13 protein-coding genes and 2 riboswitches are annotated in these 17621 nt (G+C 47.4%); of the genes, 10 read left to right on the forward strand and 3 right to left on the reverse strand.

All coding sequences use genetic code 11. The features are described 5' to 3' along the window. Positions 1 to 180 precede the first annotated feature (180 nt). The 10 genes from KSP24_RS00335 (at position 181) to ptsP (ending at position 13076) form a co-directional block, all read left to right on the forward strand. Positions 181 to 1359, forward strand: coding sequence for a galactokinase (locus KSP24_RS00335; RefSeq protein WP_025676131.1), 1179 nt, complete (start codon positions 181 to 183; stop codon positions 1357 to 1359). A 1-nt stretch (position 1360) separates the two neighbouring features. Continuing rightward, the gene (gene galE, locus KSP24_RS00340; protein ID WP_013372586.1) at positions 1361 to 2350 is read left to right on the forward strand and encodes a UDP-glucose 4-epimerase GalE; all 990 of its coding nucleotides are present in this window, start codon (positions 1361 to 1363) and stop codon (positions 2348 to 2350) included. Between the two features lie 17 nt (positions 2351 to 2367). Then, positions 2368 to 4011 (forward strand): UDP-glucose--hexose-1-phosphate uridylyltransferase, encoded by a 1644-nt coding sequence (locus KSP24_RS00345; RefSeq protein WP_216974179.1) that lies wholly within the window; start codon positions 2368 to 2370, stop codon positions 4009 to 4011. A 185-nt stretch (positions 4012 to 4196) separates the two neighbouring features. Beyond that, positions 4197 to 5360 carry an iron-containing alcohol dehydrogenase gene (locus KSP24_RS00350; RefSeq protein ID WP_058830104.1) on the forward strand — a complete coding sequence of 388 codons (1164 nt, stop codon included), beginning with the start codon at positions 4197 to 4199 and terminating at the stop codon, positions 5358 to 5360. A gap of 172 nt (positions 5361 to 5532) precedes the next feature. Beyond that, positions 5533 to 6051: an NfeD family membrane protein gene (locus KSP24_RS00355; RefSeq protein ID WP_013372583.1), complete on the forward strand. Its 519-nt coding sequence runs from the start codon at positions 5533 to 5535 to the stop codon at positions 6049 to 6051. A 48-nt stretch (positions 6052 to 6099) separates the two neighbouring features. Beyond that, positions 6100 to 7635: a flotillin lipid rafts scaffold protein FloT gene (locus KSP24_RS00360; RefSeq protein ID WP_064961879.1), complete on the forward strand. Its 1536-nt coding sequence runs from the start codon at positions 6100 to 6102 to the stop codon at positions 7633 to 7635. A gap of 192 nt (positions 7636 to 7827) precedes the next feature. Continuing rightward, a complete protein-coding gene (gene glcT / locus KSP24_RS00365; protein ID WP_013372581.1) occupies positions 7828 to 8700 on the forward strand; it encodes a glucose PTS transporter transcription antiterminator GlcT in 873 nt (290 codons plus the stop codon). Between the two features lie 239 nt (positions 8701 to 8939). Beyond that, positions 8940 to 10985 carry a glucose-specific PTS transporter subunit IIBC gene (gene ptsG, locus KSP24_RS00370; protein ID WP_025676128.1) on the forward strand — a complete coding sequence of 682 codons (2046 nt, stop codon included), beginning with the start codon at positions 8940 to 8942 and terminating at the stop codon, positions 10983 to 10985. A gap of 110 nt (positions 10986 to 11095) precedes the next feature. Next, a complete protein-coding gene (locus KSP24_RS00375; protein WP_013372579.1) occupies positions 11096 to 11371 on the forward strand; it encodes an HPr family phosphocarrier protein in 276 nt (91 codons plus the stop codon). After that, complete coding sequence (ptsP, locus tag KSP24_RS00380; protein WP_216974180.1) at positions 11364 to 13076, forward strand: phosphoenolpyruvate--protein phosphotransferase; 1713 nt, start codon at positions 11364 to 11366, stop codon at positions 13074 to 13076. Before KSP24_RS00375 ends, ptsP begins: the two co-directional genes overlap by 8 nt. Positions 13077 to 13204: 128 nt before the next feature. Here the strand turns inward: ptsP and gcvPB are convergent, their stop codons facing one another. The 3 genes from gcvPB to gcvT form a co-directional block, all read right to left on the reverse strand. Then, entirely contained in the window at positions 13205 to 14701 is a 1497-nt protein-coding gene (gcvPB, locus tag KSP24_RS00385; protein WP_216974181.1) for an aminomethyl-transferring glycine dehydrogenase subunit GcvPB, read from the reverse strand. Next, a complete protein-coding gene (gene gcvPA, locus KSP24_RS00390; protein ID WP_216974182.1) occupies positions 14698 to 16053 on the reverse strand; it encodes an aminomethyl-transferring glycine dehydrogenase subunit GcvPA in 1356 nt (451 codons plus the stop codon). Before gcvPA ends, gcvPB begins: the two co-directional genes overlap by 4 nt. 123 nt (positions 16054 to 16176) lie before the next feature. Further along, positions 16177 to 17277 carry a glycine cleavage system aminomethyltransferase GcvT gene (gene gcvT, locus KSP24_RS00395; RefSeq protein WP_216974183.1) on the reverse strand — a complete coding sequence of 367 codons (1101 nt, stop codon included), beginning with the start codon at positions 17275 to 17277 and terminating at the stop codon, positions 16177 to 16179. 79 nt (positions 17278 to 17356) lie between these two features. Beyond that, positions 17357 to 17453, reverse strand: a riboswitch (glycine riboswitch). A 2-nt stretch (positions 17454 to 17455) separates the two neighbouring features. Further along, positions 17456 to 17556: riboswitch (glycine riboswitch) on the reverse strand. Positions 17557 to 17621 lie beyond the last annotated feature (65 nt).

The raw sequence follows: 17621 nt of genomic DNA on the forward strand, positions 1-17621 counted from the left end.
ATGCGGTATACTTACATTGTACATGTCCAAGTCACATTTATCCATAGCTTAAACACATGGATGCATTACATTGTGTGACGCTTTCATTTATACTGAAATCATAAGAGATGTCAACCTGATTAAGATATTACAGGGAAATCAGGGAGACTTTTACTAACGGTGAATGAGGTGGAAGCGGGTATGAACTCTACTGAATTAAAGAAACATTTTATTGAAAAATATGGTGAAAGCAGCAATGAACTGCTGATATTTCATGCACCTGGCCGTGTCAATCTCATTGGAGAGCATATCGACTATAATGGTGGTTATGTACTCCCGGCTGCGCTGGAATTTGGTACGACGTTGATTCTTCGTGCACGCAATGATGATCAAATTCATTTTGCTTCGACAAACCTGTCGTATGAAGTGTCTATCCCCCGCGGAGAAATAGGAAAAAGCAAAACGGATGAGTGGGTGGACTATCCGGTGGGTGTACTGGTGGAGTTGGCTGAAAAGGGTGTTTATCCGTCTAGCGGATACGACCTGCTCTATCATGGAGAAATACCGAACGGAGCCGGATTATCCTCCTCAGCCTCGATTGAGGTCGTGACAGGCTACGCTTTCCTGACTACCGAAAAGCAGAAAACCGACACAGTCGAAATCGCTTTGTTGTCCCAGCGGGCAGAAAACAATTACGTGGGTGTCAATTGCGGCATTATGGACCAGTTCGCTGTAGCGAACGGAGCGGCTGATCATGCAATCCTGCTGATGTGCGATACGCTGGAGTACCGTAAAGTGCCATTCCGCACAGGAGCTTATAAGCTTGTGATCGGCAATACGAATAAGCGCCGCGGTTTGGTGGATTCAGCCTATAACGAGCGTCGCAGTCAATGTGCGGAAGCACTGTCCATTTTGCAGCAGCAGGAGCCGTCACTGGAATACCTCGCACAGCTGGATGAGGCTCGGTTTGGAGAGCTTCAGCATCATATTGCTGATGAAACAGTCCGTCGCCGGGCACAGCATGTGGTGGAGGAAAACGCTCGTGTGCTGGCCTCTGTCGAAGCTCTCGCGGCGAATGAACTTGCAGCTTTCGGTCAGTTAATGAACGCTTCTCACGATTCATTACGTGACTTGTATGAGGTCAGCTGCACTGAGCTGGATGTTATGGTCGAAGAAGCACGACGCATTCCTGGCACGCTGGGTGCTCGCATGACAGGGGCTGGGTTTGGAGGTTGTACGGTTTCATTGGTTCATGAGGATGATGTGGATCGTTTTGTAAAGGAAGTCGGTGAAGCTTATCAGACCCGTACAGGGCTGGAAGCCAGCTTTTATGTATGCAAGGCAGGGGACGGAGTTAAAGAACTGAAGGAGGACGAATAACATGGCCATTTTAGTCACAGGTGGAGCTGGATATATTGGTTCACATACCGTAGCAGAATTGTTGGATTTGGGAGAAGAAGTTGTTGTGCTGGATAACTTGCAAACCGGACACAAAGGAGCATTGCTTGGAGGCAAGTTGTATGAAGGCGATTTGAGGGATAAAGAACTTCTATCCAAACTGTTCTCTGAAAATAATATCGACGCAGTTATTCATTTTGCAGCCAACTCGCTGGTTGGGGAAAGCATGCAAAATCCTGGAAAGTATTATGACAACAACGTATTTGGTACGTTGAGCTTACTGGAGGCGATGAAAGATGCTGGCGTAAGCAAGATCGTATTTTCCTCGACTGCGGCTACCTACGGCGAACCGGAAAAGGTGCCGATTGAAGAAGGTGACCGTACAGAGCCAACCAACGTATATGGTGAAACAAAGCTGATGATGGAGCGCATGATGTCCTGGTTTGATAAAGTATTAGGCATCAAATACGTATCTTTACGGTATTTTAATGCGGCTGGTGCGCATGAGAGTGGCAAGATCGGTGAAGATCACCGTCCAGAAAGCCATCTGATCCCATTGGTGCTCCAGACAGCATTAAAACAGCGTCCACATATCGCTGTATTTGGTGAGGATTATGCGACACCGGACGGAACGTGTGTCCGTGATTACATTCATGTAAGTGATTTGGCGGATGCTCATGTGCGCGCAGTGAATTACTTGCGTGAAGGTAATGACAGCAACATATTTAATCTGGGCAACGGGCAGGGCTTCTCTGTAAAGGAAGTTATTGAAACGGCACGCAAGGTCACTGGGCTCGACATTCCAGTTGTTACAGAACCCCGCCGTGCAGGCGATCCAGCAATATTGGTTGCCTCTTCTGACAAGGCTCGTTCGGTGCTGGGCTGGAGCCCAAAACGTACCCAACTGGAGGATATTATTAGCGGAGCATGGGGATGGCATCAGTCACACCCTCAAGGCTACGGCGACGAATAGACGGGAGACGATGACATATGAGCGAGCGCCAATCCGTAGATAAAGACCAAGGCCGGGAACTTTCCCGGCACTTGGCCCATGACATCGACGAAACTGTACAGCAATCGGCTCTATATGCGGTGGAACAACTGGTTGCATTCGCACAAAAGAAGAACTTGATCGGTCTGCAAGATAGAGATTACAGCCGTAATCTGTTATTAGAGCAGTTCGGGTTTTCGGAGCCTTATTCCGGTGGGGAAGCAGGGGGCATTATTGCCCCCGAAGCTCTCCAGCCTGTGCTTAATGTATTGATAGATTATGGTTTTGCCATAGGGCTTATCCCTGAAAACACGGATACGTATCGTGATTTGCTGGATTCCAAAATCATGGGGCAGCTAATGGCGAGACCGTCTGAAGTCATTCGTGACTTTCATCAAACGGAGGCTGAACGTGGTATAGAAGCGGCTACAGATGCTTTTTATCAATTATCCATTGATTCGAACTACATTCGTATGGATCGGGTAGCCAGCAATGTGTACTGGAATCAGTCAACACCTTACGGAGATATGGAAATTACGATTAATTTGTCCAAGCCAGAAAAGAGTCCTAAGGAAATTGCAATGGCGAAGCTTTTGCCGCCGCCTGTTTATCCCAAATGTCAATTGTGCCGTGAAAACGTTGGATACGCGGGGAGGGTAAATCATCCTTCCCGTCAAAATTTGCGTATCATTCCGGTAGAATTGAATGGGGAAACGTGGTTTTTTCAATATTCACCTTATGTGTATTACAACGAGCATTGCATTGTGTTCCATCATGATCATGTACCCATGAAGCTTACAAAGGATACGCTACGGCGGTTGCTGGCCTTTACGAAAGCGTTTCCGCATTATTTCATTGGCTCTAATGCGGATCTGCCCATTGTCGGAGGGTCGATCCTGACTCATGATCATTTTCAGGGTGGTCGTCATACATTCCCAATTGAAAAAGCGGGTGTGGACGGCGTATACCATAATGAAGCATTTCCGCAGGTTACGGCAGGTATTGTAAACTGGCCAATGTCGGTCATTCGTTTTACGTCAACAGATGCCGAGGCATTGTTGGAGGCGGGGAATGCTGCTTTTGAAGCCTGGAAAGGTTATAGTGATCCATCGGTAGACGTTCTCTCTCATACCGAGCTGGAGGGGGAAACGATTCCGCATAATACAGTAACTCCGATTGTGCGACGGGATTCCGAAGGAAGATATCAGATGGATCTCGTACTGCGCAACAATCGAACGAGTGAAGAATACCCTGAAGGTATTTTTCATCCCCATCGCGAGATGCATCATATCAAAAAGGAAAATATCGGTCTAATCGAAGTGATGGGGCTTGCCATATTACCAGGGCGACTCAAGGATGAACTGGATGGAATTGCTGATATTTTGTGTGGGAACGATGAATTGGCTGTGGCTATGCAGCAAGAAGGACATCCACTGTTTAAGCATGCAGACTGGATTTACCAGTTGAATACCCGGTTTGGTCGTCTGTCTGACAAAGAGACGGCTGTCCGTGCCGTGCAAAATGAGGTCGGACTGAAATTCAGTGAAATTTTAGAGCACGCAGGAGTGTATAAACGGAATCCATCCGGTCAGCAAGCGTTTGGCCGTTTTATGAAACAATTGGGATATACCTTGGGAGAATAAAGTAGCTTGTGTTGCCACATAATACAATACGAGAACCCTCCCAAGATGTGAAATATAACCATACTCCTTAAGGAGTATGGTTTTTTTTCTGAAAACAAAGCAATTTGTTTCCTGTAACCATAAAGGTTATAATAGAGTAGTTTCTTAACATTAAACTTTAGAAATATTGGAGGCGAGCGTTTGCGATGAAAGCATTCGAATTTTATAATCCTACACAATTGATCTTTGGTAAAGGACAATTGGAGGCTCTCAAGCGTGAAGTTCCTAAATACGGTAAACGTGTACTGCTTGTATATGGCGGCGGCAGCATTAAGCGCAGCGGTTTGTACGATAATGTAATAAAATTGCTTGGTGAAATTGGTGCAGAGGTAACAGAACTGGCTGGTGTAGAACCGAATCCTCGTTTGTCTACGGTACATAAAGGCGTTGAATTGTGTAAAACAAATCAAATTGATCTTGTACTGGCTGTAGGCGGTGGTAGTGTACTGGATTGCTCCAAAGCTATTGCTGTCGGTGCAAAATATGATGGCGACATGTGGGATTTTGCAGAGCGTAAAGCGGCTCCACAAGCAGCCTTGCCATTAGGTACGGTTCTGACCATGGCGGCAACCGGTTCTGAAATGAACGCAGGTTCTGTTATTACAAACGAAAAAACTCAGGAAAAATTGGGATGGGGCAGTGTACATGCGTTTCCTGCGTTTTCCATTCTTGATCCGGTGAACACATACTCTCTGCCACAAAATCAAACGGTTTACGGAATTGTGGATATGATGTCACATACGCTCGAGCATTATTTTCATTTGGAATCCAATACTCCGGTTCAACTGGGCTGGTGTGAAACGATTTTGCGTACGGTCATAGATGCGGCTCCGGGACTGGTCAACGATCTGGAAAACTACGAGCTGCGTGAAACGATTATGTATTGTGGTACGATGGCACTGAACGGCTTCCTGAACATGGGGCTGACAGGTGACTGGGCTACTCACAATATTGAGCATGCTGTGTCTGCTGTTTATGATATTCCGCATGGTGGAGGACTGGCTATTCTGTTCCCGAACTGGATGAAACATAACTTGCATGTGAAGCCTGAACGTTTCAAACAGCTGGCTGTGAATGTGTTCCATGTGAACCCAGAAGGCAAGAGTGACGAAGAAGTAGCGCTGGAAGGTATTCAAGCATTGCGTGATTTCTGGAACTCGATTGGTGCGCCAAGCCGTCTGGCTGATTATGATATTGATGCGTCCAAAATTGATGTAATGGCTGATAAAGCTGTGAAATTCGGACCTTTCGGAGGCTTTAACAAGCTCAATCGCGAAGATGTAGTCGAAATTTACAAAGCATCCCTGTAAACAGCATTTGGATCATAATAGGCACGTTTGTGCGTCATTAGACGTACGAACGTGCTTTTTTGGGTTTAATTTGGAATATTGGAGGTAAATTTTGAAACTTTTTAAGGTTGAATACGTAAACATAGTTATAGACTGGAAACCAGACTGAAAAGTACATGGAAGGAGGAGTCGCATGGAAACCTTATTTTGGTGGTTGTTGGCAGGAGGCGCAATCTTTACTGTGGTTAGTGTGTTGATCGGGGATGTACTCGGTAGCTGGCTGGATGGGGCGTTAGAGTTGCCGGGCCTTGATTGGTTCAGACCTGTAGTTCTACTTGGGGCTATGACTGCTTTTGGCGGGGCTGGAGTACTACTGACAAAGTATACTGGGCTGACCATGGGCTGGGTTGTTGTGCTAGCTTTAGGGATTGCACTTGTTATTGGAGTGCTAGTGTTTTTTGCATTTATCAAGCCCATGGCGAATTCAGAGGTATCCAGCGGCTTCTCGATGCGTGAACTAACTGGCAGAATCGGTGAGGTTACCATTCCTGTACCTGAGGTTGGTTACGGGGAAGTTATGATCCGCTTGGGTGCAGGCAACACCATACATACAGCATCTAGCTTTGATCACAAACCGCTAGCTGCGGGAACCCGTATTGTCGTGGTTGAGGTCGCAGAGGGCGTCGTCCGCGTAGCGTACCTGGACACATAGACGGCGCATTCGCTTAACTTGAAGGGAGCGTGATCGGGAGTGTCAAATTTGCAAGATATTGTGTTGGTCCCTGGAATTGTTGTCATTGTTATCGTCATATTAGGGATTGCTTTTTGGGCCCGTTACAAAACGGTAGGACCGGATGAAGGAATGATTGTGACAGGTTCTTTTCTGGGAAATAAAAATATTTCCGAGGATGAATCTGGTCGCAAGATTAAAATTGTACGTGGTGGGGGCGCCTTCATTTGGCCTATTTTCCAGCAGTCCGAATTTATCTCTTTGTTGTCTCACAAATTGGATGTAACCACACCGGAAGTATATACAGAGCAAGGAGTGCCCGTGATTGCGGATGGTGTGGCGATTATCAAGGTCGGCAGTTCTATTGAGGATGTAGCCACAGCAGCCGAACAGTTCATCGGAAAGCCACTGGAAGCTCTTAGGGGAGAGGCTCAAGAAGTGCTGGAAGGACATTTGCGGGCAATTCTCGGCTCCATGACAGTAGAGGAAGTATACCGTAATCGGGATCGGTTTGCGCAGGAAGTACAGGGCGTGGCTGCGCGCGATCTGAAAAAGATGGGCTTGCAAATCGTTTCATTCACTATCAAAGACGTACGCGATAAACATGGGTATCTGGATGCGCTCGGTAAGCCGAGAATTGCTGCTGTGAAAAGGGATGCAGAGATTGCAGAAGCCGAGGCAGTGCGGGATGCCCGAATTCAGAAGGCACGAGCAGAACAGGAAGGACAGAAGGCCGAACTGTTGCGGGATACGAATATTGCCGAGGCGGCCAAGGAGAAGGAATTGAAGGTGGCTTCGTTTAAGAAAGAACAGGATACAGCCAGGGCAGAAGCCGATCAGGCTTATCACATTCAGGAGGCCCGTGCTAAGCAGACTGCTGTCGAGGAACAGATGAAAGTTGAGTTGGTACGTAAGGAACGGGAGATTGATATTCAAGCCAAGGAAATACAGGTACGTGAAAAGCAATATGATGCGGAAGTGAAAAAGAAGGCGGAAGCCGATCGGTATGCAGTAGAACAAGCGGCGGAAGCCGACAAATCGCGTAAAATGCGTGAGGCGGAATCGCTGCAATACTCGATTGAAACACAGGCTAAAGCGTCAGCTGAACAAAAACGTCTAAACGGGCAAGCAGAAGCGGATGCAGAACGGGCCAAAGGTACAGCCGATGCAGATGTCATCCGTTTGCGTGGTCTCGCGGAAGCTGAGGCCAAGGAAAAACTGGCGGAGGCGTTCCAGAAGTTTGGAGAGGCTGCCGTGCTCGATATTATCGTGAAAATGCTGCCGGATCTGGCAGGACGCATTGCCGAACCGATTGCATCCATTGATAAACTGACTGTTGTGGATACGGGTAAAGGGGAAGGAGCAACGCGTGTCAGCAATTATGTCACCGAACTGATGGCGACGGCTCCCGAGATGCTTAAGAGTGTATCCGGTATTGATGTAGAGCAGTTGATCAAGGGACTAACCATTGGAAAAAATGGTCTTCATTCCGTACCGTCCTCCGGTGATGCGAACAAGCTACACAATCCAGCCTCGGTTGAGATGGCACTAACGGATAAAGAATAACGATAAGCCTTTGGGGAACAGATTCTCAGCCCCCAAAAGACCGCTTTTCATCACAGCATTTCCTGGAAATTGTGATGAAAAGCGTTTTCTTTTTATTGACCTTTAGCGGAATATTTGGTACTTTAACGTGGATTCCTCTGAGCTTCATGCTATAATTCTTAGGATCAAGGTTCTGATAAAAGAGGTGCGGATGTGAGCAGCCTAAAAGTGGCCAAAGCGCTGAATAACAATGTGATTATAGGGATGCATCCCGAGCATGATGAGGTTGTCGTGATTGGAAAAGGAATCGGTTTCAATCGCAAACCCGGCGATCTAATGCCGTTGGATTCAGTTGAAAAATTATTTATATTAAAAAGCCATGAAGAGCAGGAGCAATACAAACGATTGCTTCCTGAGCTGGATGAAAAGCTCATTGAGGTCATCGGTGAGGTGCTTCATCTTGTTCAGCTTCAAGCCAAAAAGCCTCTTAATGAGCACATACTAATTGCTTTAACTGACCATATTGCCTTCTCCATCAACCGTCATAAACAGGGGATTACGATTCATAATCCGTTCTTGTATGAAACTAGGGAAATATATCCTCAGGAATACAAGATGGCTGAGCAGGCTGTTGCTTTGATCAAGGATAAGATGGACGTGGATCTGGGAGAAGATGAAATCGGATTCGTAGCTCTGCATATTTATAGTGCTATGACGAACCAACATATCTCCGAGGTTAGGAAGGATTCTCGTCTGATTGCTGACATGGTTCAGGTGGTCGAGACGACACTGGATTACCGAATTCCTCTCCAATCCCTTGATTATTCCCGTCTGCTGACTCATCTGAGATTTGCGATTGAACGTGTACGACGAGGAGAGATTGTGCAGGAGATTTACCGATTGGACAAGCTTTTGAATGAAGAATATCCAGAAATGTATATGCTGGCCTGGAAACTTACGAAGATTATGGAGAAAAGGTTACGTAAACCGGTGTATCCAGCTGAAGTTAGCTATTTGACGATGCATCTGCAGCGTTTGTCCCAACGCAAGCAGGGAGAGCAACAAACCGTGATAAAGCCCGAATAAAAAAGTATTGCCTCGCATTTAGCGTGGTGCTATAATCAATTTTGCAATGAGGAAGACAACAACTAAACATTTTAACGTGTTACTGATTCGATCAGGCATGAGTTGTTTTAAGTTATGATTGTTTACAGCCTAGTGGGGTAAGCTATATCCCAAGGTTGTGTTCAAACATACTTAAATCGGCTCATGCCTTTTTTGTTGTTTTACCTCTGTTCTAAATTTCAGAGAAGGAAGTGGATGGTATGTTTAAAAAGCTTTTCGGCGTTTTACAGCGTGTCGGTAAAGCGTTAATGCTTCCAGTAGCTATTTTGCCAGCTGCGGGGCTTTTATTGGGTATCGGCAACATGCTGGTCAATCCTGATTTTCTCCAGTACATCCCTGCATTAAATGCGGGCTGGGTTCAATCAGTAGCGACCATCATGATGAACGCCGGACAAATCGTTTTTGATAATTTGGCGCTGTTGTTTGCAGTCGGCGTAGCCGTCGGTTTGGCGGGCGGCGAAGGTGTAGCAGGTTTGGCTGCGATCATCGGTTACCTCGTAATGAACATTACGCTGGGTACAGCTGTGGGAGTCACACCTGGTCTGATTGCTCAAAAAATACCGGGTTATGCGAATGTGTTGGGTATTCCTACACTGCAAACCGGGGTGTTCGGCGGGATTATCATCGGTATACTGGCCGCTGCTATGTACAACCGATTTTTCAAAATCGAGCTTCCTTCGTACCTGGGCTTTTTCGCGGGTAAGCGCTTCGTTCCAATTGCAACGGCAGTATCTTCACTGATTGTTGGACTGGCACTGGTTCTGATCTGGCCTCCAGTTCAGCAAGGGCTTAACGCAGTATCTCACTTTATGGTGTATTCCAACCCGACCTTGTCGGCGTTCCTGTTCGGGGTTATCGAACGTGCGCTCATTCCATTTGGTCTGCATCACATCTGGTACTCACCGTTCTGGTTTGAGTTTGGTGAATATGTTAACAAAGCAGGTCAAACCGTTCACGGTGACCAGCAAATCTTCTTTAGTCAGCTTCGCGACGGCGTGGCACTGACAGCAAGTACGTTCCAAGTAGGTAAATTCCCATTCATGATGTTCGGATTACCAGCTGCAGCACTTGCGATGTATCATGAAGCAAGACCAGAACACAAAAAATATGTAGCAGGTATCATGGGTTCAGCAGCCTTGACTTCGTTCCTGACAGGTATTACGGAGCCACTGGAATTTTCCTTCCTGTTCGTAGCTCCATTGCTGTTTGCAGTACACTGTGTATTTGCAGGTTTGTCATTCATGACGATGCAAATTTTGAATGTTAAAATCGGCATGACGTTCTCTGGTGGATTTATTGACTTCCTGATTTTCGGGATTATTCCAACCCGTACGCCATGGTGGTATGTAATTATCGTCGGTCTGATTTTGGCGGTTATTTACTACTTCGGATTCCGATTCATTATACGGAAATTCAACTTGAAGACACCAGGACGTGAAGAAGCTACAGAAAATGTGGATGGTGCAGCAAGCGGTAGCAGTGATGAGCTTCCACATAACATTTTGGCTGCTTTCGGTGGTTCATCGAATATCAAGCATCTGGATGCATGTATTACACGTCTTCGGATTGAAGTTAATGAGAAATCAAACGTTGACAAAGCTCGTCTGAAACAACTTGGCGCCTCAGGTGTCCTGGAAGTGGGTAACAATGTACAGGCGATCTTCGGTACCCGTTCTGACACCATTAAAACTCAAATGGCTGATATCATGGCAGGACGTACACCTGCACCTGCGCCTTCAGAACCAGCTCCACAAGAGGAAAAGGAAGCCGGAGAACAAAAGCAAACGATTGTTGTGGAAGATATCGTGATGCCAGTTAACGGCGAATTGGTTGACATTTCGACAGTTCCCGATCCAGTATTTGCAGAACGTATGACAGGTGATGGCTTTGCAGTTGTGCCTAATGATGGAACAATTGTTTCTCCTGTCTATGGTAAAGTATTCAATGTATTCCCAAGCAAGCATGCGGTTGGTATTCAATCCGATGGTGGTAAAGAAGTGCTTGTTCATATCGGGGTGAATACTGTGAAGCTTAAAGGTCAAGGATTTGACGTTTTGGTGAACGAAGGCGATCTTGTGTCAGCCGGCCAACCGATCATGAAAGTAGACCTGGAATATGTGAAGGCCAACGCTAAATCGATCATCTCACCTGTCATTTTTACCAACCTTCCAGAAGGTTCTTCGGTAACTTTAAATAAAACTGGAGTATTGAAGGCTGGCGAAGATGGTATAATTACGATAAAATAAACTCTATGTGTTTCGGATTAGTTGAATAGGCGGCTTAAGCCGCCTGGTCATCTGCCCGGTATACTGCGTGTAAACAAATATTATCTTTAGGAAAGTGGGAGGAACAAATTATGCAAACAACTTTTAGAATCACGGATGAAGACGGTATCCATGCACGTCCTGCAACTGCGCTGGTAAATACAGCTAACAAATTCAGCGGTGCTGAATCTTTCGCCGAAGCTAACGGTAAAAAAGTAACTTTGAAATCCATTCTGGGTGTATTGTCTCTGGGTCTGGAACAAGGGGATACTATTAACATTATCTGCGAAGGCGCTGAAGCTGCTGAAGCATTGAAAGCTCTTGAAAATGTAATCGTTAACGAAGGGCTGGGCGAAGTTCATGCTTAAAATTTCCGGGATTGCCGCTTCGGCAGGCATAGCCATTGCCCGGGCGTTTATCTTGGAGCATCCGAATTACGCTGTAGAGAGACGCGCGGTTGGTGATGTTGAAGCTGAAATCGCAAGATTGGATGCGGCTTTGGCAGAATCTCAAACCGAATTGGAATCGATTAAGGAGAAAACGCTTCGGGAACTGGGTGAGAAAAAAGCAGAAATTTTTGCATCTCACTTGCTCATCCTGAATGATCCTGAATTGATCGATCCGGTTAAAGCTAAAATCAGAGACGAGCAGCTCAATGCTGACTATGCTTTGAATGAAGTAGCTACACAGTTTGTTTCCATGTTTGAAAACATGAAAAGTGCATATTTGCAAGAACGCGCATCGGACATGCGTGATGTAACCAAACGGGTGCTTAATCATCTGCTTGGTGTTCATTTTGTCAGTCCTGCAGAAATTGCCGAAGAAACGATTGTACTTGCAGAAGATTTGACACCTTCCGACACAGCTCAGCTGAACCGTGAATTTGTTAAAGGCTTTGCAACGAACATCGGTGGACGCACTTCGCACTCGGCTATTATGGCTCGTTCATTAGAAATTCCTGCTGTTGTAGGAACGAAAAATATATTGTCTCAAGCTAAAAGCGGCGATTTGATTATCGTCGATGGTCTGGATGGTCATGTATTCGTGAATCCTACCGAAGAAATCATTGCGGAATACCGCGCTAAACAGGTGGCATATGACAAGCAACGCGAAGAGTGGCGTAAGCTGCGTGGCGAAGCTACGGTTTCCGTTGATGGTGTCCATGTCGAACTGGCAGCCAATATTGGTACGCCTAACGATGTAGCTGGTGTTCTGGACAACGGTGGAGAAGGCGTTGGCTTGTACCGTACGGAATTCTTGTACATGGGACGCGACAAGCTCCCATCCGAAGATGTACAGTACACAGCTTACAAAACGGTTCTGGAAAGAATGGAAGGCAAACCGGTTGTAGTCCGTACTTTGGACATCGGTGGAGATAAAGAACTTCCTTATCTGGATCTGCCGAAAGAAATGAATCCGTTCCTCGGATTCCGTGCTATTCGTCTGTGTCTGGATCGCCAGGATATCTTCCGTACTCAATTGCGTGCTTTGTTGCGTGCAAGTGTACACGGTAACCTGCGCATTATGTTCCCAATGATTGCTACGCTGAACGAATTCCGTGAAGCTAAAGCTGTTTTGTTGGAGGAAAAAGAAAAGTTGGTAGCCGAGGGTGTATCCGTGTCTGAAGAAATTCAGCTGGGCATCATGGTAGAAATTCCTTCCACAGCGGTATTGGCTGACCAATTCGCAAAAGAAGTGGATTTCTTTAGTATCGGTACTAACGATCTGATTCAATACACCATGGCAGCAGATCGTATGAACGAACGAGTTTCTTACCTGTATCAACCATATAACCCATCCATTTTGCGTCTGGTGAAAATGGTTATTGATGCCGCTCACCGTGAAGGACGTTGGGTTGGTATGTGTGGTGAAATGGCAGGAGACACCACAGCAATTCCGTTGCTGCTGGGTCTGGGACTTGATGAGTTCAGCATGAGCGCAACTTCCATTCTGCCAGCACGTAGTCAAATCTCTAAGTTGTCCCGTGCGGACATGGAGAAATTGGCTACAAAAGCTCTGGATATGCAAACAGCTGAGCAGGTTGTTGAATTGGTTCAAAGCATCGAAGCATAAGGAAGGGTATCACATTTTTCAAAGGTTATATCTTTTTCCAACAAAAATTGCTGTATACATACAGCAGCCGGTATCTCAACAGATACCGGCTTTTTTGTATGCTTTGAATTGTTGGGTTGAATTTAATCTTAACTACATGCGCAATTCAGCACAGGTTTACGGGCTGCAGTGGTTTCATCCAGGCGCGTGACTGGAGTGGTATAGGGGGCATTGAGCACCAGCTCAGGGTTCTCCTCGGCTTCGCGCGCAATATGAATCATAGTGTCGACAAAAGCATCAAGCGTCTCTTTACTTTCTGTTTCCGTCGGCTCGATCATGATGCATTCCTCTACATTCAGCGGAAAATAAATGGTAGGTGGATGGTAACCGAAATCAAGCAACCGTTTGGCTACATCAAGCGTGCGCACTCCAAACTTCTTCAAGCCTCGCCCCGACATGACAAATTCGTGTTTACAATGCCCGGGATAAGGCAGGTCAAAATACGGAGCCAGCCGATGCATCATGTAGTTGGCATTGAGTACAGCACATTCGGACACTCGCTTCAAGCCATCAGGGCCGTAGCTACGGATATAGGCATAGGCACGGACGAGAATGCCGAAGTTGCCATAAAAGGCTTTGACCCGCCCAATAGAATCTCCCTGCTCTCGATCCCAGCGGTACATACCCTGCGGATCACGTACGACAAGCGGCTTGGGCAGAAAGGAAATCAGTCGCTGCTTTACGCCGACGGGTCCAGCGCCGGGGCCCCCTCCACCGTGCGGAGTACTCATCGTTTTGTGCAAATTGAGATGCACCACATCAAAGCCCATATCCCCAGGGCGGGTAATCCCCATGATAGCATTGGAATTTGCGCCGTCATAGTAGAGCAGGCCACCTGCGTCATGCACAATTGCGGCAATATCAGTGATTTGCTTCTCGAACAGACCAAGCGTGTTCGGATTGGTCAGCATGAGCGCAGCGGTGTCGTTGCCTACGGCTTGACGCAGCGCATCCAGATCCACCAGCCCCTCTGGGGTGGAGGGAAGGGTGATTGTCTCGAAACCCGCGACGGTTGCACTGGCGGGGTTCGTTCCGTGCGATGAATCCGGCACGAGCACCTTGGTACGTCGCTCGCCACGTGCTTCGTGGTAAGAGCGGATCATCATCAGCCCGGTCCATTCGCCATGGGCGCCAGCAGCGGGCTGAAGCGTGACGGCATCCATGCCGGTCAACGCAGCCAGATCATTTTGGAGCGTATGCAGCAGCTCCATAGCCCCCTGGATGCTATATTCCGGCTGATATGGGTGAATTTTAGCAAAGCCTGCGTAACGGGCAACATCCTCATTCACCTTCGGATTGTATTTCATCGTACACGAGCCAAGCGGATAAAATCCGTTGTCGACGCCAAAATTGCGCTGGGACAGGGCGGTATAATGGCGAATAACATCTACTTCGTATACCTCGGGTAATGCCGCAGGTTCGCTGCGCAGCGCATAATCCGGCAAAAGCTCTGCCACCGGACGACGGGGAACATCGCACTCAGGAAGGGAATAAGCGATGCGACCCGGACGGCTCAATTCAAAAATGAGCGTTTGATCGTGTTCCTTTAACAGTTCTTGTTTCTGATCCTGTCCGGTGTGTGTCATAGCAATCCCCCCAAGGTGTGTACAAATTGGTCAATCTCTTCTTTGGTTCTTTGCTCCGTCACGGCAATCAGCATGTGACCAGCAAGTTCCTCATAGTCCCGGCCCAAATCGTAGCCAGCGATAAATCCGGCAGCTAGCAGCTCGGCCTGGAGTTTGCTCATATCTGTACCCTCAGGCAGTTTAAGGGCAAACTCATTAAAGGTTGGTGCGTTAAACGAGGTAGATACACCTTTCAAGCTCAGCAATTGCTCTAACGCATAACGGCTTTTATGCAAATTTAGCTCGGCTACTTCCTTGATCCCCTGTCTACCCATGACAGACAAATATACAGATGCAGATAAAGCGAGCAACGCTTGATTGGAGCAAATGTTAGACGTGGCCTTTTCGCGGCGGATATGCTGTTCCCGCGCTTGCAAGGTCAGCACGAAGCCGCGTTTGCCGTTACGATCTGTGGTTTGGCCTACGATACGTCCAGGGATACGGCGCATATGCGCCTGGGAAACGGCAAAATAACCGCAGGTCGGACCACCGAGGGAGGATGAGATCCCAAGTGGCTGCGCGTCTCCTACAACAATATCCGCGCCTTGCTTACCAGGGGTCTCTAGCAAGCCTAGTGCCAGTGGATTGGCACTAACAACCATAAGCCCTTGATGCGCATGGATGAGGTCAGCCATCGGCTTCAGATTTTCCACGGCTCCGAAAAAGTTGGGATTTTGGATCAAAACAGCCGCCGTCTGTTCCGATACGGCCGTGGCTAGCGCATCGACATCCGTTACGCCATCCGAACAGCCGATTTCCACAATGTCCAAATCCAATCCGCGTGCATAGGCTGCCAATACCTGACGTGCCTCTGGATGGACAGACCTTGATACGATAATTTGTTTACGACGCGTGGCGGAAGCGGCCAATGAGCCCGCTTCCGCCAGAGCTGTAGCCCCATCGTACATGCTGGCATTAGCTACCGCCATACCTGTCAATTCGCAAATATACGACTGGAATTCAAAAATGGCTTGCAGCTCGCCCTGGCTTACTTCCGGCTGATAGGGGGTGTAGGCTGTGTAAAATTCGGAACGTGAGGTGATGTGTTGGATAACGGATGGAATATGATGATCATAAATACCTGCACCAAGAAAGCTAGCATGTGTATCTGCATTGGCGTTGTGTCCGGCTAGCTCGGCCATGTGGCGAGTTAAGGCTCTTTCGTCGAGCCGAGAGGAAAGAGGGAGTTCCCCTTGGTATCGAATAGCCTCTGGAATGTCACTGAATAAATCATCAATGGATGATACGCCCACCACACGCAGCATTTCGGTTTGGTCTTGTTCGGTCATGGGGAGATAGCGATGCTGCTTCATAGGTTCTGGCTCCTTTCGAAAAGCAAAATTTAGATAGTAAATTAGCTAATACATAGTCTTAATTGGAAAATCCAGAATTTTATATCTGACATGATCGCTTTTTTAGAATGAAGAGGATTAAGATCAGCGTAGCCGTTTATAAAAGGGGGCTGGGACCACTTCCGCACGCAGGCGTTTACCACGAATTTCGACCTCCAGCGGTGTCGATAGGGTGCTAAAACGACTGTCCACCAGGGCCAGCCCCAGATTACGCTTCAAGGTGGGCGATTGAGTACCCGTTGTGACCTCACCGATGTGTTGACCTTCAGCGAACACCGGATAATGAGCGCGCGGGATACCGCGGTCAATCATTTCCAGCCCGATTAACTTGCGAGGAATTCCTTGTTCTTTTTGACGTTGCAGTGCTTCCCTGCCGATAAAATCTCCTTTATTTAGCTTGACGAAGAAACCTAACCCAGCCTCAAGCGGTGAAATTGTGGCAGATAACTCCTGTCCGTACAACGGTAGCCGTGCCTCGAAGCGCAGCGTATCGCGAGCACCAAGTCCAGCGGGAATCAGTCCATACGATTCACCGCAACGAAGCAAACCATCCCACACGGCGGGTGCTTCCTCAGCAGGGATATAAAATTCAAAACCGTCTTCACCGGTATATCCAGTTCGCGAGACAAGTGCTTTTGCTCCGAACAATTGCACGTTCTCATGGAATCGGAAAGATGCCAGATTCGTAATATCTGTATCTGTCACGGCTGCGGTAATACGTGCTGCTTCCGGTCCTTGTAATGCCAACAATGCTATCGCATCAGACACATTCTCCAGATGAACCGATGCTGGTACGTGGCGTATGAGCCAATCCCAATCTTTGTCGATGTTGGAGGCATTCACAACGAGCATGTAGCGCTCTGGTCCTTTGCAATATACAAGCAAGTCATCGACTACGCCTCCATCGGGGTAACACAGGAGTGAATATTGTGCTTGGCCCGGTTCCAACTGGCTGACATCATTTGTGGTTACCTGTTGCAAAAAAGCCTCAGCTTCTTTGCCTTCAACCAAGAACTCGCCCATATGCGATACATCGAATAAACCTGCACGTTGTCGGACGGCCTCATGCTCCTTTTGAATGCCGCTAAACTGAACGGGGAGTTCCCACCCGCCAAAGTCAATACAACGAACCCCGGGCTGCGTCCCGTAGGACGAATATAGTGGTGTTCTTCGCAAATTAGACATTTTTCCACTCCTATCCAGTGTAATCGGCTAAACAAAAAAGACAGGCTAAAAGAAACGTATAGACGGCAGTCCATACTCTTCTTTCAGCTCTGTCCTTGATACCAGAAAGTTACCCCGGTGTGAACCAGGTTTCCCCTTGGGTGATCCGCTCTTTTCACGGATGCTCTCCAGAGATGCGTCCGGCAGAGGTCCTTTTGCCTGAGAGATTCACCTGCAATGCAAGTTTACTCCTTCGGCGCTACCTTTTGGATCAACGGTATGTTAACCGGCTTTGCAGATAACAACTTGATCCGATTCGCGTGCCCAACTGTCTCACAAACGACAACAGCGATGCGAATATTTTT

Source organism: Paenibacillus sp. AK121 (assembly GCF_019042715.1).
Classification (GTDB): domain Bacteria; phylum Bacillota; class Bacilli; order Paenibacillales; family Paenibacillaceae; genus Paenibacillus; species Paenibacillus polymyxa_C.

Coding starts and splice junctions, on each gene's coding strand:
- KSP24_RS00335 (WP_025676131.1), top strand. CDS start 181: ATGAACTCTACTGAATTAAAGAAACATTTTATTGAAAAATATGGTGAA.
- galE (WP_013372586.1), top strand. CDS start 1,361: ATGGCCATTTTAGTCACAGGTGGAGCTGGATATATTGGTTCACATACC.
- KSP24_RS00345 (WP_216974179.1), top strand. CDS start 2,368: ATGAGCGAGCGCCAATCCGTAGATAAAGACCAAGGCCGGGAACTTTCC.
- KSP24_RS00350 (WP_058830104.1), top strand. CDS start 4,197: ATGAAAGCATTCGAATTTTATAATCCTACACAATTGATCTTTGGTAAA.
- KSP24_RS00355 (WP_013372583.1), top strand. CDS start 5,533: ATGGAAACCTTATTTTGGTGGTTGTTGGCAGGAGGCGCAATCTTTACT.
- ptsG (WP_025676128.1), top strand. CDS start 8,940: ATGTTTAAAAAGCTTTTCGGCGTTTTACAGCGTGTCGGTAAAGCGTTA.
- KSP24_RS00375 (WP_013372579.1), top strand. CDS start 11,096: ATGCAAACAACTTTTAGAATCACGGATGAAGACGGTATCCATGCACGT.
- ptsP (WP_216974180.1), top strand. CDS start 11,364: ATGCTTAAAATTTCCGGGATTGCCGCTTCGGCAGGCATAGCCATTGCC.
- gcvPB (WP_216974181.1), bottom strand. CDS start 14,701: ATGACACACACCGGACAGGATCAGAAACAAGAACTGTTAAAGGAACAC.
- gcvPA (WP_216974182.1), bottom strand. CDS start 16,053: ATGAAGCAGCATCGCTATCTCCCCATGACCGAACAAGACCAAACCGAA.
- gcvT (WP_216974183.1), bottom strand. CDS start 17,277: ATGTCTAATTTGCGAAGAACACCACTATATTCGTCCTACGGGACGCAG.